The following is a 19,174-nucleotide window of genomic DNA, read 5'->3' on the forward strand; positions in this document are numbered from 1 at the left end:
ATGACCGAGAACCGCAGCCCGTCCTTCTTCCGCCTGGCCCGATCCCGCATCCGCCGTCTCGTACGCGACCGGTCGGCCGCCTCCGGCGTGGAATTCGCGCTCGTGCTGCCGATCCTGGTGATGCTGCTGTTCGGCACCGTCGATCTCGGCCATGCCCTGACCGTCAGCCGGAAGATAGACGAGATCACCTCCAGCACCGGCGACATGATCGCACAGCAGGGCACCTGGACAAAGTCCGACGTCGCCAAGCTGCTTTCCGGCGCCTCCTTCATCCTGCAGCCCTATGACACCAGCCAGTTGACGATCACGGTCGCGGTCGAGGATGTCGACAGCAGCGGTAAGGCAACCGTCAACTGGTCTGCTTCATTCAACACCGCAGCGCTCGCTGCCGGCACGGCGAGCACGATCGACATACCGGCAAAAATCCAGGACCCCGGCGTGCAGGTCGTGCTGACACGGGTGCAATACAGATTGACGACACCGGTCTCGGCGTTCTTTTCAAGCTTCACCGGACAGAACGGCTACGGCTTCGACCACCATTTCTTCAACCGTCCCCGGGTCAGCAACACGATCAAGTACAACTGAGCCACAGGCTCCGGCGCGATCGGATCGATCAACCCGGCCCAATGACATTCAAGCCGTTGTCGCTGGGCCGGCAATGGTGCATTGCTTCGGCCAATCGGCGGATCGGCTTTCCGAGGGAATCGCAATGAATGATCGTGAACACGAAGGGCATGAAGTGACGGCGGGAAGAGTTTTCGACGGCATGCGGCGGTTGCCTGTCATCGTGCCGATCGCCCTGACGGCGACACTGTGCTCGCATGGCATTGCCGCGGCGGCCGGTCTTCAATGGTCACAGGATCCGGGCAGCCACTGCAAATTCGTGGCGCCGTCCTCCCTGACCAGCGGACCCACTTTCTGGATCGGCGCCTGCGTCGATGGAAAGGCGTCAGGGGAAGGAATGCTGCGCCGGCGGGACGGCGACATGGCCGGCGCAGCCTTCTTCGGCCGGATGAAGGACGGTGTTCCCGAGATCGGCGTCGTCGATCTCGGCGAAGGATATAAGGCCGGCAGCTTCAGCGACGGCGACATCGGCGGACAAGCCGAGTCCGACCCGCAGGACAGGATAGATGCCTTTCGCATCACGGCGGAAGCGGCGCGGCTGGTTGGCGCCAAATATGCCGCCGAGAAGAATGCGGGATCGGCTCGCCACTATGAAGAGCTTGCCAAGACATTGGAACAGCAGACCGACTGAGCTCGGCGATTGCGCAGGTCACTCGGCAAGCTTGACGATCCCGTAGGGATTGAACTTGAACTCGTCCACGTTATAGGTGGAATCGAAGGAGAGGCTTGCGCCCCGCGCTTTCAGCGTCCGCTCCAGACCGCGCCCGGCGATCTCATCGGCAACCGCATCGATGATGGCGACGACCTCTCTTTCGCTGCCTGATGTTTCCGGAACATAGACCTCCGGCAGCCCGACGAGATGGAAGCCGACGCTTTCCAGATATCCGCGCGCCGAAAGCGGCCGCTTGGCGAAAGCCAGACGACCGATACGCTGCTCAGCGAGCAAATCGCCGGCCTTCTGCGCTTCGGCTCCCTGCCGGATCAGCTCTCTCCATCGATCGAGCCCATGCTCGATCCCGGCGCTTTCCCCCTTTACCGCGACCGCTCCCGCGTCGATCATCCGCTCGATGAGGCGCAGCGCCATCATTGCAGCCTTGACCGTATCGGCCTGCGCCATGCTCGGCCCGAGGACATAGAGAACGGATTGATGATCGGCGACGGCCTTTTCGTCCGCTGCGCTCCACGCGTCCGGTTCGACACGGTCCCAGCAGACATCGAACGACCGGCTCATCCGGTCATCCGGCTCGGCCTGGGAGTAATCCTCATCGACGCTGAACCCCGCGGCAAAGTCGTCGATCGCCTTCGATGCCGCCTCGGACAAGCGGGTGAGATCACGGTCCTTGCCGAGGAAGCAGAGGACATGCCGGGGCTTCACCGACGATGCCTCCTCCTGCACCACCGTTTCTTCGCCGGGTTCCGGGGTGGCCTGCTTCGCCAGAGACGGCTTCCAGCCGATCATGGCCCAGATGGAGCCGAGGAGCGCGCGAGAAGCCTTCCGTTCGGTCGAATGTTCACAGCTCAGGCTTGTAAACATATGAATTCCGAAACGAAAGCGGGTTCATCGCCAAGGCGATGGCGTCGCGCGCTTTCTTCAGGCCCAGGTCTCGCCAGGCAGTAACCGGTGTTTTCCTCGCACATTGACCGGGCGCGATAGGCCGTTCCGAAAACTACCGCTGTGATATTGATGGCAAGAATGCGCCAAGATCGGTCACCGCACATTGTCGACCTGATAGCGCCGAGACGCTGCAACACTACTGTCCGGCAAACACCACTTCGTCCCAAGGTGGGCGCGCCGGGAAAACCTCATCGAGAAATGTCAGGAATGCTTTGACATTCGGATTGGCGCGGCGGCTCTCTGGCCAGAGCGCAATCATGCTGGAGCGGTCGACGGCGAAGGCGGCGAGGATCGGCACGAGTTCGCCGCGTTTCACATATGGCGCGGCGATGTAGGTTGGAGAGATGCCGACGCCGCCGCCGGCGACGAGGACAGCGGCGACACCATCGCTTGTGTCCACCGTGATCCCAATCTCTGGCGTGGCCTCGAAGACTCGTTTTCCTGATGCAAAGGGCCAGCGAAGTGTCTGGCCCGAGCTTTGGAAGCGAAAATTGACGCAGTCATGCCCCGCTAGTTCGTCAGGATGTCGAGGCGTACCTCGTCGTCTCAGATACTCGGGCGAAGCAAAGGCGCAAAGGCGATGCGGCGCAAGCCGTCGGGACTTCAAACGGGAGTCGGCCAGTGCTCCAACCCGAATGGCGACGTCTATACCCTCTTCGATTATGTCCACGAACTGATCTCCCAGGCGCAGATCGATTGCGAGTTTCGGATGGAGTGCGCGCAAGCGAGGAAGCGCCGGGCCGAGTATATGCACGCCGACCGGAAGTGGTGCGGATATCCGGAGAATGCCGGACGGGTCGGCGCGGGCAGCCATTGCGGCCTGCTCGATATCCTCGGCTTCCCGCAAGAGACGCAACGCGCGATCGTGCAGATCGCGGCCCTCCGGCGTAAGCGTCAGAGAGCGCGTGGTACGGAGGAATAGGACAATGCCGAGCTGCTGCTCGAGCCGCTGGACGCTCTTGCTGACGGCCGACGGTGACACCGCGAGCGCGCGGGCTGCCGCCGTGTAGCTTCCAAGGGATGCGGCCCGCGCGAATGCAATCAGGCCCGTGAGACGTTCAATACCGATTTGTGCCATGATGGCATGAGTAGAGCGAATACCGGACCAATTATCAATCGAGGGAATTGGAATTACTTTCTGGCCGTCGGCGCAATCGAGCGCCTCCAAAACGGAGCCAGAGTGGTGGGCACTCAATCAAACATCTCGGATACCCTTTCAGGCAAGATCATACTCATCGTCGGCGGCACCTCGGGGATCGGCCTCGCCGCAGCCATTCAAGCCAAGTCCTTCGGCGCAAAAGTCATCGTGGTCGGATTTGACGCCGAACGGGCAAAAGAAGCCGCAGAACAACATGGCCTCAGTGGCTGGAGGGCGGCCGATGTGACCAAGCGCGCGGCCATCGAATCCGCGCTCGCTGATATCGAACATGTCGATCACCTCGTCTTGCTGGCCGGAAGCTTCGTTGTCGGAAAGGTGCTGGAAGCCGACGTCGACCATCTCCGCCGCGCGTTCGAAGAGCGCGTCTGGGCGGCGATATACACTCTTCGGGCACTTGGAGACCGCCTCGCCGCCGACGGTTCGGTGACATTCATCTCCGGAGCACTGGTCGACCGGCCGAATGCCTATGGGACCGCCGTTCTCGCTGCCGCTTCGGCAGCGATGGAAGCATTGGCACGCGGCCTTGCGTTGGAACTCGCGCCGCGCCGAGTGAACACTCTTTCGCCGGGTCCGATCGATACTCCACTGCTCGGCAAGGCACTTGGCGACGGTCGCGACGCCTTTGTCGAGGGTGTCTCAGGGCAACATTGCCATTACATCGTCTCGGGAGCGCTGAGGAAGCCGGGGCGGCAGTCGTGTTCTTGATGGCGAATGGCTGGATGAACGGCGCGACGCTCAACCTCGATGGTGGATCGCGGCTGGTCTGAAGGCTTTTCAGCATTGCGAGCCAGAACTCTCTGAAATTTGTCGCTCGGGTTTTCGAACCCTTCAAGAAGGAATTCACTGAATGTCGACTGACCCAACCAAGACAGCCCTTACCTTTTTCGGCCACTGGAATACCGGCCACATCGACGAGGCGATCGCCATGCTTTCCGAAGGAGTGCTGTATGACAACGTACCGTTCCCGAATATCGTCGGGCGCGAGAACGTCCGAAAGTTTCACCGGGATTTTGGAATTGGGACGACGTTCACGGTTGATTGGACGGTGACACAGATCGCGGCAGCCGGAAATGTCGTCCTTAACGAACGGCTTGATGTGTTCCTGCATGAGGGTGGTGGAAAAATCATACTTCCGGTCATGGGGACGCTTACGGTCGTGGAGGGAGCGATCACCGTTTGGCGCGACTATTTCGATCCCTCTGATTTCGATCGGCAGTTGGCTCTAATCGGGAAATAACTCAATGGAATATACTGGCTGCTTAGGGCGGCCAAAAGCGGTCGTCGAACCAGTAAAGCACCAATGCCCTGGAAACAGAAGAGCGGTAAAAAACTTCTCACCTTCCGGACAGCTGTTCCCCTTTGCGCGACACAGCGTTCCGGGGAGCATTCTTCCGGTTCAGCGCGGGTCTGATGGTTCGCTCGACAGTGTTGTTGCCGAACTCGATGCGGCCGTCGGCCAGGAAGCTACAAAAGCCATCCCAACATTTGGCGATGTAGGTGAGCGCTTCGCCCAGCGGCGATTTGTCGGCGGTTCCGAGACGGGCGGATCGACGATGACCGCTGCGAACTCCACCGCGTCCTCGGGCGCGGGCAGGACGAGCTTGCCTTGCCGCGCCATCGTGCGCCAAGTTGAAAGGCGGTTAGCCCGCAATCCATAGCGCTCGGCGACATCATTCACCATCGCGCCGGGCCTCAAGCTTTCCGAAACAATCTGCGCCTTGATCTCATCAGGCCAATGACGGTGGACCTCACGTCCAGACCTCCTGGTTGTGAGAACTTCCACAGTAGTCTCCATGAAAGAAACTCCCTTTTGTTCATCCATGGAAAGGCGATCACAGATCACGACAGGAAGGACAACGTGGGAGTGGAACATCGGTTACGCCTGGCATGAAACCTTCGGTAAAGTGATCGTCAGCCCGAGAATTACATTGCCGACATGCTGCTTTTCTGGCCCAATGCACCCGCGCCGGGACCAGCGCTCTGAATTGCGGAGTAAACAGGTGAACGTCAAAAGCATCGGATTCGTCGGAACCGGCGTCATCACCGAGGCGATGGTTCGCGGACTTCTCGCTGAACCGGCCTATGCCTCCGAGATTCACGTCTCTCCTCGAAGCGCTCACATTGCGGAAACGCTGGCGGGCGAATTCGCCACTGTCAGGATTGCCGAGGACAATCAGGATGTCGTCGATCACAGCGACATGGTGTTCCTAGCGATACGGCCGCAAGTCGCCGAGGAGATCGTTCGCGCCCTTTCGTTCAAGAATGGCCACAGAGTCGTCAGCGTCGTGGCGGCAACGGAGCGCCAGGCCCTCCTCGACTGGATTGGCGCCGACGTGCATCTCGTCCAAGCGATCCCCCTGCCCTTCGTCGCGAAGCGGCGGGGCGCGACCGCCGTCTATCCGCCTGATGACGCGGTTGCGGCTTTGTTCGACACGCTCGGAACGGCCATCCAGTGCGAGTCGAGGAAGGAATACGACCTGCTCGCGGCCGCGAGTTCGATGATGTCGACCTATTTCGGGATCATGGAGACGGTTGCCGGCTGGCTGGAAAAAAGCGGCCTTGAAAGGGCGAAGGGCCACGCCTACATCGCCCCGCTCTTCGCAAGCCTGGCGCAGAAGGCCGCCAAGCCCGGCACCGAACCGTTCAGCGCATTGAGCCACGAATTCGCGACCAAGGGCGGGTTGAACGAGCAGGTTCTTTCAGATTTCGAAAAGAAGGGCGGCATTGCCGCGCTGACCTCGGCCCTCGACGGCGTCCTCGCCCGCATCGAGGGCAGGAATTAAAACGTCGGCGGCGTGCAGGCGCTGATGACTTCGCAGGGCACCGGTCCGATGCAACGGAAGCGGTGCGGGCGCCTGCTTTCGAAATAATAGGCATCGCCCGGTCCGAGGATGCGCCGCTCGTCATCAACCGTGACCTCGAGCCTGCCCGAAAGCACGATCCCGCCCTCCTCGCCTTCGTGGACGAGAGGAACCTTTCCGGTGTCGGCGCCCGGCTGGTAGCATTCCTTGAGGATTTGCAGGCTGCGGCCAAACAGGTTCTCGCCAACCTGCCTGTAGGAGATGGCGCCCTTGCCGATCTCCACCAGTTCCTCAGCCGCATAGAAGGCCTTTTTCGGTCGGTCGGGCTCGAAGGCGAAGAATTCCGCAAGCCCGATGGGGATGCCATCGAGAATCCGCTTCAAAGCCCCGACCGAGGGATTGGAAGCGTTCGATTCGATCAACGAGATCGTCGAATTGGGCACACCCGTGCGCTTGGCGAGTTCGCGCTGGGAAAGCTTGTGGGCAATGCGGAGATGGCGAAGGCGGCTGCCGATATCGACTGACATTGGGTTCGTTTCCGTTGTTCAGAATATCGAAAATCTATCCCGCCGCACATTGAATTTCAATGACTTGCATAGACAAAGAAAAGGACTTGTTCGCGGCCGGGAAATCGCCATCCTCGACGCCATCCCTAAGGAGGCCGGAATGGACCAGATCAGCAAGACGAACGCACCCGTACTCGAGAATTTCTGGATGCCGTTCACCGCGAACCGGCAGTTCAAGGCAGCACCCCGGCTCCTCGCCGGCGCCCAGGGCATGTATTACACCGATGTCGACGGAAATCAGGTTCTGGACGGCACGGCCGGCCTCTGGTGCTGCAATGCGGGCCATGGCCGCAAGAAGATCGCCCAGGCCGTCGAGCGGCAGCTTGCGACGCTCGACTATGCCCCGACCTTCCAGATGGGCCATCCGATCGCCTTCGATTTCGCTGCAAAACTGGCGGCAAACGCGCCGGGCGGCGCTGAGGCCAAGCTCGACAGGGTTTTCTTCACCGGCTCGGGCTCGGAATCGGTCGACACCGCGCTAAAGATTGCCATCGCCTATCAGCGCGCCATCGGCCAAGGCACCCGCACGCGGATCATCGGGCGCGAGAAGGGATATCACGGCGTCGGTTTCGGCGGCATTTCCGTCGGCGGTCTCGTCAACAACCGGCGCGTCTTCCCGCAGATACCGGCCGACCATATGCGCCATACGCTTGACGTCGAGCGCAATGCCTTCTCCAAGGGCCTTCCCGCCCACGGCGTGGAACTCGCCGATGATCTCGAGCGGCTGGTGCAGCTACACGGCGCCGAAACCATTGCCGCCGTCATCGTCGAGCCGATGTCAGGATCGGCGGGCGTGATCCTGCCGCCGAAGGGGTATCTGGAGAAGCTGCGCGCGACCGCCGACAAGCACGGCATCCTCTTGATCTTCGACGAAGTCATCACCGGCTTCGGCCGCCTCGGCACGCCTTTTGCGGTGGATTATTTCGGCGTCGTGCCCGATCTCGTCACCACAGCAAAGGGCCTCACCAACGGCGCGATCCCGATGGGCGCGGTCTTTGCCAGCCGCAAGGTCCACGACGGCCTGATGGTCGGGCCTGACAATGCGATCGAGCTCTTCCACGGCTACACCTATTCCGGCCATCCCGTCGCCTGCGCCGCCGGTCTTGCGACCATGGAAATCTACGAGGAAGAAGGCCTGCTGACCCGCGCAGCCGATTTGGCCGACTATTGGCAGGAGGCTCTGCATTCGCTGAAGGGCTTGCCGCATGTCGTCGATATCCGCAACCTTGGTCTGGTCGGCGCGGTGGAACTGGCGCCGAGAGCCGCAGCGCCGGGCACCCGCGCCTACGACGTCTTCGTCGATTGCTTCAACAAGGGCCTGCTCATCCGCGTCACCGGCGACATTATCGCGCTGTCGCCGCCGCTCATCGTCGAGAAGGGTCAGATCGACACGATCGTCTCGATCATCGGCGACGCGCTGAAGCGCGCGGCGTAGACTGTATGACCGATACGGCGGCGAATCAGCCGCCGCGTCGCGCTATCCGACTGGCACACCAAGCCCGACCTTGACCCGATCCATCGCGACGAAGGTCCGGAAGCGCTTGACATTGTTGTTGCCGAAGAAGAGCCGCCGCGTCAGGGCTTCGTAGTCGGCCATCAACGGCACGACGATGACAAGAATGAAATCCGCTTCGCCCGTCACGTAATAGCATTGCTGGATCTCAGGGGCGGCTGCGAATTCGCTCTTGGCGCGCTCGATCTGCTCGGCAGTTTCGCTGATGACCTCCACCTCGACGAAGATCGTGATCGACTGTCCCAGAGCCTCCGGCTCAACGACCGAGACATCCGCCCGGATCACGCCCTCTTCCCGCATGCGCTTGATCCGGCGCTGCACGGCGGGCGCGGAAAGGTTCACCGCATCGCCGATCGTCCGCTGCGGCGTCATATTGTCCCGCTGCAGAATGGCGAGGATCTTCCGGTCGAAGACGTCGAGATGCGCCGGCTGAACGCGCTTGCTCAAATCCATGCTCCAATGAAACAAAATTGCAAATAATCCCCGGAATATCAGCGCCTTTTTCGCTCACGCTGCAATAGAGTTCAGCGAAACCACAAATCGAGGTTCGCGATGTTTCTCTTGAACACCACCGCAGATTATCGTCAGCCGCTCGATCCGAGGGATGCGGAAACCCTCGGCGCCGCCGCTGCCGAGGAAGTGGAACGTCACCTGTCGTTTCGGGAGAACCACGCACCGACGCCGCTCGTCGCTTTGCCGGGACTGGCGCGGGAAATCGGCGTCGCTGCGATCCACGTCAAGGACGAAGGCCACCGTCTCGGTCTTGGAAGCTTCAAGGCGCTCGGCGGAGCCTATGCGGTGATCCGCCTGGTTCTCGAAGAGGCCGAGCAGCGGCTCGGCCGGGTCGTCGATATGGCCGAGCTGCATTCGGAAGAAGTCCGCGCCATTGCACGTGGAATGACCGTTGCCTGCGCCACCGATGGAAACCACGGCCGCTCGGTTGCACAAGGAGCGCAACTCGTCGGCGCGCGCGCCGCAATCCTCGTGCACACAGGCGTCAGCAACGAGCGCGTCGCCGCCATCGCCCGCTTCGGCGCCGAGATGATCCGCGTCGAGGGAAGCTATGACGACTCCGTCCGGGAGGCCGCCTGGGTGGCCGAGGCGAAGGGCTGGACCATCGTTTCCGATACGTCGTGGCCGGGCTATGAGCGGATTCCCGGCCTGGTCATGCAAGGCTACACCGCGCTCGTCAGAGAAGCTCTCAAGCAAATGCCGGAGCCGCCGACGCATGTCTTCATCCAGTCGGGTGTCGGGGGAATTGCCGCAGCCGTCGCCGGCCATCTGGCGATCGAACTCGGCGACCTGCGTCCCGTCTTCACCGTCGTCGATCCCGCCCGCGCGGCATGCCTCTTCGAGACGGCGCGCGCCGGGCGCCCGGTAACGATCGCCCATGGCGAACCGACTGTCATGGCAATGCTCGAATGCTACGAACCCTCGCTAGTCGCATGGCGGATTCTTTCCCGTGCCGCCGATGCCTTCATGACAGTTGATGAGGCGGATGCGACCGGGATCATGAACCGACTTGCTCGTCCGCACTCCGGCGACCCGGCCGTCGTTGCCGGGGAAAGCGGCGGCGTCGGCCTGGCAGCGGCCGTCAAAGCCGTCGCCGATCCGGCGATCAGAGCGACGCTCGCAATCGACCAGCGCTCCCGCATCTTTGTCGTCAACACCGAAGGCGCGACCGATCCCGGCAAATATGAAGAAATCACCGGACTGTCGCCCGCCGCAGTCGCCGCGAAGAACCCGGAAGGAGCCTTGATATGACCGGGCAATCCCTCGATGCGGCGCGTCTCATCGGGCGTATCAGGACGCTCGGTGAAATCGGCCGGGATGCCGATGGACGGCTCGTGCGGCTGGCGGCTTCCGATACCGAAAAGCTCGGCCGCGACCAGTTCGTCACATGGGTCAAGGGCGCGGGACTAGATCTCGCGGTCGATCGCATCGGCAATATCTTCGGCATCTGGAAGCCCGATGGCGTCACCGACGACGCGCCGCTCCTGCTCGGCTCGCACATCGATACAGTCATCGGCGCCGGCATCTATGACGGCTGCTACGGTGTGCTTTCCGGGCTTGAAGTGATCGAGACGCTGAAAGCGGAAGGGTTGACGCCATCCCGGCCGGTCGTCGTGGCGGCCTTCACCAATGAGGAAGGCGTGCGCTACGCGCCCGACATGATGGGTTCCCTGGTCTATGCGGGCGGCCTCGATATCGAGACGGCGCTTGCGACGATCGGCACCGATGGAACGGTCCTCGGCCAGGAACTCAGGCGGATCGGCTATGCCGGCGAGCATGAGCCGGGTTTCTTCCGGCCGCATGCCTATATCGAACTGCACATCGAGCAAGGGCCGGTCCTCGAACGCGAAGGCATTCCGGTCGCAGCCGTGGAATATCTTCAGGGCATCTCCTGGCAGAGGGTGACGATCACGGGGGATGCCAATCATGCCGGTACGACGCCGATCTCGATGCGGCGGGACGCCGGCCATGCCGCCGCCCGCGTGATCACTTTCCTGCGCGACCGGGCAAGGGCATCGAACACGCCGACCGTCGCCACCGTCGGCTGCATCAGCTTCGAACCGAACGCCATCAACGTGATCCCGTCGCGGGCGACCTTCACGGTCGATCTCCGCGATCCCGATGAGGATCGGCTGCAGGAAGAGGAAGCAGCACTCGCCGAGTTCCTGGAGAGCATATCGACTGAAGAGCAGGTCGGCATATCGGTGGAAAGGCTCGCCCGGTTCGAGCCCGTAAAATTCGACCAGGGGATCGTGACGCTCATCGAAACGGCGGCACGGGACCGAGGCCTCGCCTGCCGGCGGATGACCTCGGGCGCCGGCCACGATGCGCAGATGATTGCCCGCATCGCCCCGTCGGCGATGATCTTCGTTCCGAGCATCGGCGGCATCAGCCATAATCCGAAGGAATATACCGCCGACGAAGATCTCATCGCAGGCGCCAACGTCCTGCTCGACGTCGTTCGCCGGCTTGCCACGGAAGGGACACCCGCATGAGCATCGACAGGAACGCGCTTCACGAGGAGATGACGGCCTGGAGACGCGATCTTCACGCACATCCCGAATTTGGTTTCGAGGAACAGCGGACCTCGGCCTTCGTCGCCGCCAAGCTGCGGGAATTCGGGCTCGACGGGGTCGTCGAAGGCGTCGGCGGCACCGGCGTCGTCGGCACGCTGAAACGCGGCAGCGGCAATCGCGCCATTGCGATACGGGCCGACATGGATGCCCTGCGCATCAACGAACAGTCAGAGCTCAAATACCGGTCGCAGACCCCCGGCACAATGCATGCCTGCGGTCACGACGGCCATACCGCCATGCTGCTCGGGGCGGCGAAGATGCTGGCTGAGGGAGGCGGTTTCGACGGCACCGTGCGCTTCATCTTTCAGCCGGCGGAAGAATGGGGCAAGGGCGCGCTCGCAATGATCGCCGACGGGCTGTTCGAGAGATTCCCGTTCGATGAGATCTACGGCATCCACAATATGCCCGGCCTCGGCGTCGGCAGTTTTCGCACGCGGCCCGAGGCCTTCATGTCCGCCGAGGACAATTTCGAGATCACGTTATCGGGCGTCGGCGGCCATGCGGCGCGGCCGCACTCCGGCAACGAAGTGCTCGTCGCGGCCTGCGCGCTCGTGACCAATCTGCAGACCATCGTCTCCCGGCGGATGGATCCGGCCGACATCGGCGTCGTCTCGGTGACAGAACTAATCACCGACGGCACGCGGAATGCGCTTCCCGGCTTTGCCCGCATCCTGGGCGATGCCCGCAGCTTCCGTTCCGAGATCAGCGAGACGATCGAGAAGCAGATGCGCGTGATCGCGGAGGGCACGGCCATGACCTACAACGTCAAGGCCGAGGTGCTCTACACCAGGGAATTCGTGCCGCTCATGAACGATCCAGCCCTGACGGAGGAGGCCCTTGCCGTCGCGCATGAACTTTACGGGCCTTCGAGTGTCGCCACCGAGAGCAAGCCCATGACGGGGTCCGAAGACTTCGCGCAGTTCCTCTCGAAGGTGCCCGGCTGCTTCGTCTTCCTCGGCAACGGCGAGCACTCGTCGCCGCTCCATAACCCGACCTACGATTTCAATGACGCCGGCCTTCTGCATGGAGCAAATTTCCATACGGCAATTGCCCGCCGACGGCTGCAGGCAGGCTGATCGGGCCGCGTCGGCCTGAAGTCCTAGCGTTTCAGAGTCTGTGACGGGAGTTGGCCGAAACGCTTTCTATATTCTCCGGCAAATCGCCCGAGATGCGTAAAACCCCATCTGAGCGCGATGTCGGCGACCGCCTGGCTCCCGCCCGACTCGCACAGCTCCCGATGGACAGCCAGCATCCTGATTTCATGCAGATATGCCGTCGGAGTCGTATTCTTGAATTGCCGGAAACCCTGCTGCAGCGTGCGAATGCTAACCCCGGCTGCCGCCGCGATATCATCGAGCGATTGCAGCTCGGCAACATGCTCCTGCATGAATTCTATGGCCCGTTTCACATGGCGCGGGGCCGGGGCCGGAGCGGGGCGCGCCAGCTGGTCCGAATAGCGATGCGGACAGGCCTCCAGGAGCAGGTATGTCGCCGCATCGCAGAGCGCGTTGACGGCCACCGGCGAGCGTTGCAGGAGGCTGCCGCGGCTGAGGCCGCTGTGGAGGTTCGAGACGAGCTGTTGCAGGACAAGCCCCGGACCGGCGGTCAGATCGAAGTGGGGATGAAAGCCGAGATCGCCGCTGATCGTCCGCTCGAACATATGGCCGAGGCGCGTGAGCATCTTAGCACGATCGACAAACAGGCAAAGATGGCGGCGGGGTCCGACGATGCTGCTGCTCCCGGCATGGCCCGACTCCAGGATCAAACCTTTACCGGGCGTCGAGTAAATTGGCTCTCCGCCGCCTGAGAAAGTCATATTCCCCGCGGTCGGCAGAAATACAGCTATCTTGTCGACGACCCCTTCCCGCTGGCAGTGAATCGTGCCGTCATAGGAACAATCGGCGACGCCCACATCTTCCAACGAGATGAAATTGCAGTGATACGCAATGGAAGTACCGCCTTGCGCCGTGACCTTTATCGGAGCTTTCGGCGTCGACAGCGCCTCCGAGAGCTGGTCCGGATCCGTTCCACTCCGCACCGTTTCCCGAAACGGCATGCTCGCCATGGCCCGCTGTTTGGTCAGGCTGTCATGGGCATGCCAATCGGGACTAGCTGACATTCGTGACCTCTGAAAATAGTGTGCAAAAATGATAGATGATTTGCACGGTCGTGTTCAATCTCTTTGCCGTCAAGCGTATCGGCTGACGGCAAGGTCCTTGGCGTCGATTTCAGGCGCGCGGCCGCTGACGAGATCGCCGATCAGGCGTGCCGAACCGGTGCTCATGGTCCAGCCGAGCGTGCCGTGACCGGTATTCAGGAAGAGGCCGGCGACCTTGGTCGGGCCGATGACGGGTGTACCGTCCGGCGTCATTGGCCGCAGGCCGGACCAGAAGGACGCCTTGGAAACATCGCCGCCGGGGAAGAGATCGGTGACGGAATGCTCCAGCGTGCTGCGGCGCGCCAGGCCGAGATCGTTGGTATAGCCTGAGATCTCCGCCATGCCGCCGACCCGGATGCGGTCTCCGAGCCGGGTGATTGCGATCTTGTAGGTTTCGTCCATGACGGTCGATTCCGGCGCGCGGGACGCATCGGTGATCGGGATGGTCAGCGAATAGCCCTTGACCGGATAGACCGGCAGGCTGATGCCGAGCGGCTTCAAGAGCAGCGGCGAATAGCTGCCGAGCGCAACGACCACCGCATGCGCGCTCATCCGCTCGCGCTCGCGATCGCCATCGCGATCCGTCACGACCCCGCACACACGGCCGTCCTCGACGTCAAGCGCCTTGATCGTCGTGCCGTAGGCGAAGCGGACGCCGAGCGCTTCGGCTTTGGCCGCCAGCGCATTGGTGAACTTGAAGCAGTCGCCGGTTTCGTCCTTCGGGGTCAGCAGGCCGCCGACGATCTTCTCGCGTACGTGCCTCAGCGCCGGTTCGACGCGAATGCAGCCGTCCCTGTCCAGTACCTCATAGGGAATGCCGTCGGCGGCCAGCGCCTTGACGTCCTTTGCCGAAGCTTCGAGCTGCTGTTGTGTGCGGAACAGCTGCAGGGTTCCCTGCATGCGCTCGTCATAGGCGATGCCGGTTTCCGTGCGAAGCTCGGCCAGCGCAATGCGGCTGTAATCGGCAAGGCGCAGCATGCGGCTCTTATTGATGGCGTAGCGCTCGGAGGTGCAGTTCGATAGCATCCTCGCCATCCAGGAGAGCATCGCCAGGTCGAGTTTCGGGCGCAGGATGAGCGGCGCATGCTTCATGAACAGCCACTTCATGGCCTTCATGGGAATGCCGGGTGCGGCCCAGGGCGAGCAGTAGCCGAAGGAGACTTCGCCGGCATTGGCGAAACTCGTCTCCAGCGCCGGCCCCGGCTGGCGGTCGACGACGGTGACCTCATGGCCTGATTTGGCAAGCTGATAAGCGGATGTGACGCCGAGGATGCCGGCTCCCAGAACGATGACTTTCATGATATTCCCAATGGTGGAGCCGCTTGATCTCAGCGATATTGCCTGTCGTAACGGTCGCCCAGGCCGGTTAAGATTTCGTAGGCTATGGTGTCGGCATCGCGCGCGATGTCTTCGAGCGTCTGATGGCTGCCAAGCACCTCGACAAGGCTGCCGAAGGTCAGCGTGCCTTCCGGCAGGCCCGATATGTCGACGGTGATGCTGTCCATCGACACGCGACCAACGATCGGCAAGCGGACACCCTTGAAATAGACCGCGCCGCGGTCGCTGAGGCAGCGCGGCAGGCCGTCGGCATAACCGGCGGCAATGGTGGCGAGACGCATTTCCCGCTGCGCGACATGCGCGCCGCCATATCCGACCTTCGCACCTGATGGCACGGTGCGCGTCTGCACGACGGCGACATCGAGGCTGACGACCGGCTCCATCGGGTTCTCTTCGCCGCCGTTCGGCGCGCCGCCGTAAAGCGCGATGCCGGGGCGGGCGAGCACGCCGTGATAAGCATCGCCGAGGAAAACGCCGCCGGAATTGGCGAAGGAAATGTCGAAGCCCGGAAATTCATCGGCGATGCGGGACATTTCGGCAAATTGCTCGCCGTTCTGCTCGCTACCTGCGTCGTCGGCCGAAGCCAGATGGCTCATGATGAACAGGATCTCGATGTTGCTGCCGTCGCGAAGGGCTGCCGCCAGCTCCGCTCGTTCTTGCTCGGGAAACCCGAGCCGCGACATGCCGGTATCGAATTGCAGGACGGCCGGCAGGCAGCGCTTCAGCATCCGCGCCGCAGCCGACCATTGCCGCCACTGAGCAAGCGAATTCAGAACCGGGACGACGCCCATTTCGGCGCAGGCGATCTCGTTGCCCGGCTGCAGGCCGTTCAGCACGAAAATCTGGGCATCCCCCGCGATGGCCGGGCGAAGCCGCACGGCCTCGACGAACTGGGCAACGAAGAAATGCCGGCAACCCTTATTGTAAAGCGCTCTTGCGACCCGTTCGGCGCCGAGGCCATAGGCATCGGCCTTGACCACCGCCCCCGCGCGGGCCGGCGCCAGCATCGACACGAGCTTGCAATAGTTGCGGCCGAGTGCGGCAAGATCGATCGTCAGGTAGCCCGTCGCTCCCTGCGTGGTCGTGGCTGCGCGTATGCCGGAAACCAAAATATCGCTATCCATATCCGCTCCTCTTGATACCGGGAGCTTATGAAATAATCAGCGAAATTACCTGTCATTCATTCATCGATTATTGCATGATGCATCTATTATTCGCATAATCAATTAAAGTCCGGAATGATCCACCATGCCCGCTCTCGACGCGATCGACCGCAATATCCTGAGGCTGCTGCGCCTCGATGCCCGCATGAGCAACGCCAAGCTCGCCGCCGAGATCGGCCTGTCGCCATCGGCCTGCCTCCGGCGCATCAAGATCATGGAAACATCAGGCGTGATCCGCGGCTATACCGCGCTTGTTGATACCGGCAATGCGGATGCGACGATCGCCGTGATCATCAACATCACCCTCGAACGGCAGACGGAGGATTATCTCGACCGCTTCGAGGCGGCCGTCCGCCGGCATCCCGAAATCCGGGAATGTTTCCTGATGACGGGCGGCTCCGATTACCTGCTGCGCGTCGAGGTCGCCAATGCGGGCGAGTTCGAGCGAATCCACAAGGAGATATTATCGGCCTTGCCTGGAGTTCTCAGGATCCACTCCAGCTTCTCGATCCGCAATGTCCTGGCGACGCGCACAAGAGGCAAACGCTGAACCACGGTTTTCCTGTGCTTTGCGTTGCAGCGCCTCGGGAGAAGATTACTTGTGGCATTCGGGCGCGGGCAGCTCTTCGTCAGTTCCCCAGGTTGAAAGCCAATTCTCAACCTCTTCGGCGGTCACGTGCAGACCGGTCGCCTGAAATTCATCCCAGGCATTGAGCGTCTCCTGCCGCAGCGTCTCGCGCTTCTCCTCACGCTCCACATATTGCCTAATGGCTTCCCGCATGATCCAGTGAGAGGAGCGGCGGCGGATTTCGGCCAGTTGTTGGACACGGCCCTTCAGATCGTCATCGAGCTTGAGCGAGGTCGGCGATGCCATGGAGCCTCCGTAGTCAAAGAGAGTACTGGACGCTACTGTAGTTCTCCCGGCCCACCTGTCTATGAAGATGTTCACCAGTTCTCCGCAGAAGTCTGACTTCAGGCGAGAAGGCCATGAACATTTCAAACTATATCAACTCAAGCGCGGTCGCCCTGGCAACCGCTTCGGTCGTCGTGGCAACGGTCAGCTTGCGCCGGGCCGAAGCGAGATAGAGCTGCACCGCGCTCACCGAAATCGACAGGCGGGCACAGATCTGCTTTGCCATGAGACCGTTCGCCGTCATCTCAAGGCACTGCAGTTCCCGGCGCGACAATTGCGGAAAATCCGCAACCTTTCTCATGCCCGACAGGACCATTGCCCTGTCGTGCAGATGGTGGGCGAGGAACTGGAGATCGCGCATGCTGTCCATGCGGAATTGCCGCCAATAGGCATCGGGATGATTTGACGTGACCGTAAACAGCGATCGCTCGCCCTGCGGTCCCCGCACCGGCAGGGTGACGCCCTGCCGGCCGACGCCAAAGGCCATGGCCTCCTTGAAGAAGACGTGGGTCCGGCCCGAATCCCATTTCGACGCGGACCATTCCACCGGCAGGAAGCCGCGCCGGCCGAGGCGTATGACCGGATCGATGCTGAAGTAGTCCCGTTCCAGATATTGTTTCACCCATTCGGGCGGATAGGTCAGCATCAGCAATGGATTGCCGGCCGCCGCACCCAAGGGGCGGGTCACATGCAATACCATGTGCGATATCGCATAGATGTGGCGGACTTCATCCAGCGTCGCTTCCAGATCCTGCAATGTCGGCGCTGCGGAGATCCGGTCCAGACTGTAGAAAAAACGAGAACTGCTCAGCATGAGTTGGACTCGCGGTTGTATGTTTCGTTATCTACCCGTACTGGTATCATTTAGCGACTGCTGATAAAAGCCCATTCCCCGGCATGACGTGAAAAATAGGTTAAGGTCTGGCGCGGCATATCCGCTCCGGAAGGCGGCGCTGTGTCGATCCCGGAACCGACGGCTTGCTTGCGGCACAACACCCGCGCGACGGGGCCGCCTTCACCTGATGCCGCCATGCCTTTCGGCAGCCACCTCGCCAGGATTGCAGGAGGTCTGTTCGATAAGCCGGGAGAGGTTGGCGCGAAGCGTGCGTCCGTTCTCCGCCGTCACCTCCCACAGGCCGACATAGAGGTTGCCGATCTCTGGCCGGGATCTGGCAAGCGGCGTCGGCCTCCAGCCGATCCGGCGATAGACGCCGATCATCGCGGCGTCATAGACGCCGACAATGCTTTCGATGCCGGTATCGAGAGCAAGATCGCAAAGGCCGGAAAGCAGCTCTGTCGCGACCGTGCGCGACGAATTCTGGTCGACCTGCCCGGCCAGCGGATGAACGCAGAAGCGGGTGCATTCCCAGGTCGTCGGGCTGTCGACGTCGAAAGGCTCGTCGAAGAATTGACGGAACTCGCTCTTCAGCATCGTCGCCCCGGTGGTCGGCAGCAGGCGCAGCGAGCCCGTCAGCGCGCCGGAAGGCACCTGCGTCACGAGATAGACGGGATCTTCCGTCTCGTCGTAGCGATCCCTTTCCCACTCATCCCTGACATCGACCTGCCATCCCAGCCGGTCGCGAAAGATGGCGGCGCGCGCCCGAAACATTTCATCGAAGGCGCGCCGATCGGTCTCGAACATATCTCTGGTGAGTATCCGCAACATCTCCGCCCCTCCTGGTCGTCGATGTTTCACAACGAGAGGCCGATCCCGGGCAATATGGATATTTCACCAGATTGACTGGCCCTTCGCTTTGCCTTCCATTTCCATAAGCGATTTCTGATATTGATCTGACGAACGCTCTCCATGGCCACCAAATTCAAGAGAACCTGGGGAGGATTCCGATGACGCACGACCTGGCACGCGGCAGACGCATTCGCGAGGCGATATCCCGCGGCAAATTCCGCAAAGTTCACGCGCTCGCGGCCGAACTGAACGTATCCGTCGCCGCCGTGTCGCGCTGGCAGAACGGCGGCCACACCTCGCTCGAAAGCGCCTGCGCGCTGGCGCACCTGCTTGATGTCTCCCTTGACTGGCTGCTGCTCGGGCGGGGCACCATGGACGGGCATCGCGACAGCCCGATCTCGACCACCGAATTGCAACTGGTTCTGGCGCTGCGCGACCGGCCTGCGGCGGCCCGCTTCAATCTCATCGGACTGGTCGAATCCATCCCTCCGGAGCACCCGTAAAGCCAAGCGCAAATTTGGGCAGTTTTTCAATCTGCGCTCAACACG

At 61.8% G+C, this 19,174-nt stretch carries 21 protein-coding genes and 2 pseudogenes; 11 read left to right on the forward strand and 12 right to left on the reverse strand.

What is annotated here, in order from left to right; translation table 11 throughout:
- On the forward strand, positions 1-585 hold the full coding sequence (locus tag EFQ99_RS24930) for a TadE/TadG family type IV pilus assembly protein (RefSeq protein ID WP_126923887.1): 585 nt from the start codon (positions 1-3) through the stop codon (positions 583-585).
- Positions 586-709: 124 nt separating this feature from the next.
- Entirely contained in the window at positions 710-1,255 is a 546-nt protein-coding gene (locus EFQ99_RS24935) for a hypothetical protein (RefSeq protein ID WP_164736437.1), read from the forward strand.
- Positions 1,256-1,273: 18 nt separating this feature from the next.
- Here EFQ99_RS24935 and EFQ99_RS24940 read toward each other — a convergent pair whose 3' ends face one another.
- Both EFQ99_RS24940 and EFQ99_RS24945 read right to left on the reverse strand, forming a co-directional pair.
- Positions 1,274-2,158 carry a hypothetical protein gene (locus tag EFQ99_RS24940; RefSeq protein ID WP_126923888.1) on the reverse strand — a complete coding sequence of 295 codons (885 nt, stop codon included), beginning with the start codon at positions 2,156-2,158 and terminating at the stop codon, positions 1,274-1,276.
- 217 nt (positions 2,159-2,375) lie between these two features.
- Entirely contained in the window at positions 2,376-3,317 is a 942-nt protein-coding gene (locus EFQ99_RS24945; RefSeq protein ID WP_126924060.1) for a LysR family transcriptional regulator, read from the reverse strand.
- A 105-nt stretch (positions 3,318-3,422) separates the two neighbouring features.
- Between EFQ99_RS24945 and EFQ99_RS24950 the strand changes: the two genes are divergently transcribed.
- Complete coding sequence (locus tag EFQ99_RS24950) at positions 3,423-4,103, forward strand: SDR family oxidoreductase (RefSeq protein ID WP_245441579.1); 681 nt, start codon at positions 3,423-3,425, stop codon at positions 4,101-4,103.
- 142 nt (positions 4,104-4,245) lie between these two features.
- Positions 4,246-4,635 (forward strand): limonene-1,2-epoxide hydrolase family protein, encoded by a 390-nt coding sequence (locus EFQ99_RS24955; RefSeq protein WP_126923889.1) that lies wholly within the window; start codon positions 4,246-4,248, stop codon positions 4,633-4,635.
- 145 nt (positions 4,636-4,780) lie between these two features.
- Here the strand turns inward: EFQ99_RS24955 and EFQ99_RS24960 are convergent.
- Together EFQ99_RS24960 and EFQ99_RS24965 are read right to left on the reverse strand one after the other, a co-directional pair.
- A pseudogene (locus EFQ99_RS24960) lies at positions 4,781-4,939 on the reverse strand (IS66 family transposase); the annotation flags it as partial.
- 89 nt (positions 4,940-5,028) lie between these two features.
- A pseudogene (locus EFQ99_RS24965) lies at positions 5,029-5,271 on the reverse strand (transposase); the annotation flags it as partial.
- A gap of 127 nt (positions 5,272-5,398) precedes the next feature.
- Here EFQ99_RS24965 and EFQ99_RS24970 point away from each other — a divergent pair.
- A complete protein-coding gene (locus EFQ99_RS24970) occupies positions 5,399-6,181 on the forward strand; it encodes a pyrroline-5-carboxylate reductase (RefSeq protein ID WP_126923890.1) in 783 nt (260 codons plus the stop codon).
- Here the strand turns inward: EFQ99_RS24970 and EFQ99_RS24975 are convergent.
- Positions 6,178-6,726 carry a cupin domain-containing protein gene (locus tag EFQ99_RS24975; protein WP_126923891.1) on the reverse strand — a complete coding sequence of 183 codons (549 nt, stop codon included), beginning with the start codon at positions 6,724-6,726 and terminating at the stop codon, positions 6,178-6,180. The genes EFQ99_RS24970 and EFQ99_RS24975 overlap by 4 nt on opposite strands.
- Positions 6,727-6,865: 139 nt before the next feature.
- Here EFQ99_RS24975 and aptA point away from each other — a divergent pair, with 139 nt between their 5' ends.
- Positions 6,866-8,200 carry an omega-aminotransferase AptA gene (gene aptA, locus EFQ99_RS24980; protein ID WP_126923892.1) on the forward strand — a complete coding sequence of 445 codons (1,335 nt, stop codon included), beginning with the start codon at positions 6,866-6,868 and terminating at the stop codon, positions 8,198-8,200.
- A gap of 42 nt (positions 8,201-8,242) precedes the next feature.
- On the opposite strand, the gene EFQ99_RS24985 is transcribed toward aptA, so the two are convergent.
- Positions 8,243-8,725 carry an Lrp/AsnC family transcriptional regulator gene (locus EFQ99_RS24985; RefSeq protein WP_126923893.1) on the reverse strand — a complete coding sequence of 161 codons (483 nt, stop codon included), beginning with the start codon at positions 8,723-8,725 and terminating at the stop codon, positions 8,243-8,245.
- Positions 8,726-8,830: 105 nt separating this feature from the next.
- Between EFQ99_RS24985 and EFQ99_RS24990 the strand changes: the two genes are divergently transcribed.
- The 3 genes from EFQ99_RS24990 to EFQ99_RS25000 are packed head-to-tail and all read left to right on the forward strand — an operon-like array spanning position 8,831 to position 12,443.
- Positions 8,831-10,042: a diaminopropionate ammonia-lyase gene (locus EFQ99_RS24990; protein WP_126923894.1), complete on the forward strand. Its 1,212-nt coding sequence runs from the start codon at positions 8,831-8,833 to the stop codon at positions 10,040-10,042.
- A complete protein-coding gene (locus tag EFQ99_RS24995) occupies positions 10,039-11,286 on the forward strand; it encodes a Zn-dependent hydrolase (RefSeq protein WP_126923895.1) in 1,248 nt (415 codons plus the stop codon). The genes EFQ99_RS24990 and EFQ99_RS24995 overlap by 4 nt, the downstream gene beginning before the upstream one ends.
- The gene (locus EFQ99_RS25000; protein ID WP_126923896.1) at positions 11,283-12,443 is read left to right on the forward strand and encodes a M20 aminoacylase family protein; all 1,161 of its coding nucleotides are present in this window, start codon (positions 11,283-11,285) and stop codon (positions 12,441-12,443) included. Before EFQ99_RS24995 ends, EFQ99_RS25000 begins: the two co-directional genes overlap by 4 nt.
- A 23-nt stretch (positions 12,444-12,466) precedes the next feature.
- Here EFQ99_RS25000 and EFQ99_RS25005 read toward each other — a convergent pair whose 3' ends face one another.
- The 3 genes from EFQ99_RS25005 to alr form a co-directional block, all read right to left on the reverse strand.
- Positions 12,467-13,486: a helix-turn-helix transcriptional regulator gene (locus EFQ99_RS25005; protein ID WP_126923897.1), complete on the reverse strand. Its 1,020-nt coding sequence runs from the start codon at positions 13,484-13,486 to the stop codon at positions 12,467-12,469.
- 69 nt (positions 13,487-13,555) lie between these two features.
- Positions 13,556-14,824 carry a D-amino acid dehydrogenase gene (locus tag EFQ99_RS25010; protein WP_126923898.1) on the reverse strand — a complete coding sequence of 423 codons (1,269 nt, stop codon included), beginning with the start codon at positions 14,822-14,824 and terminating at the stop codon, positions 13,556-13,558.
- Positions 14,825-14,853: 29 nt separating this feature from the next.
- Complete coding sequence (alr, locus tag EFQ99_RS25015; protein ID WP_126923899.1) at positions 14,854-15,987, reverse strand: alanine racemase; 1,134 nt, start codon at positions 15,985-15,987, stop codon at positions 14,854-14,856.
- A 124-nt stretch (positions 15,988-16,111) separates the two neighbouring features.
- On the opposite strand from alr, the gene EFQ99_RS25020 reads away from it, so the two are divergent.
- A complete protein-coding gene (locus EFQ99_RS25020; protein WP_126923900.1) occupies positions 16,112-16,576 on the forward strand; it encodes an Lrp/AsnC family transcriptional regulator in 465 nt (154 codons plus the stop codon).
- A 45-nt stretch (positions 16,577-16,621) separates the two neighbouring features.
- On the opposite strand, the gene EFQ99_RS25025 is transcribed toward EFQ99_RS25020, so the two are convergent.
- From EFQ99_RS25025 to EFQ99_RS25035, 3 genes are all read right to left on the reverse strand, one after another.
- Positions 16,622-16,900 (reverse strand): CopG family ribbon-helix-helix protein, encoded by a 279-nt coding sequence (locus EFQ99_RS25025; protein ID WP_126923901.1) that lies wholly within the window; start codon positions 16,898-16,900, stop codon positions 16,622-16,624.
- Between the two features lie 127 nt (positions 16,901-17,027).
- Entirely contained in the window at positions 17,028-17,753 is a 726-nt protein-coding gene (locus EFQ99_RS25030; RefSeq protein WP_126923902.1) for a helix-turn-helix transcriptional regulator, read from the reverse strand.
- Between the two features lie 201 nt (positions 17,754-17,954).
- The gene (locus EFQ99_RS25035; protein ID WP_126923903.1) at positions 17,955-18,605 is read right to left on the reverse strand and encodes an acyl-homoserine-lactone synthase; all 651 of its coding nucleotides are present in this window, start codon (positions 18,603-18,605) and stop codon (positions 17,955-17,957) included.
- A 179-nt stretch (positions 18,606-18,784) separates the two neighbouring features.
- Between EFQ99_RS25035 and EFQ99_RS25040 the strand changes: the two genes are divergently transcribed.
- Positions 18,785-19,129, forward strand: coding sequence for a helix-turn-helix domain-containing protein (locus EFQ99_RS25040; protein ID WP_126923904.1), 345 nt, complete (start codon positions 18,785-18,787; stop codon positions 19,127-19,129).
- Positions 19,130-19,174 lie beyond the last annotated feature (45 nt).

This window comes from Rhizobium vallis, from assembly GCF_003985155.1.
Classification (GTDB): Bacteria; Pseudomonadota; Alphaproteobacteria; order Rhizobiales; family Rhizobiaceae; genus Rhizobium; species Rhizobium vallis.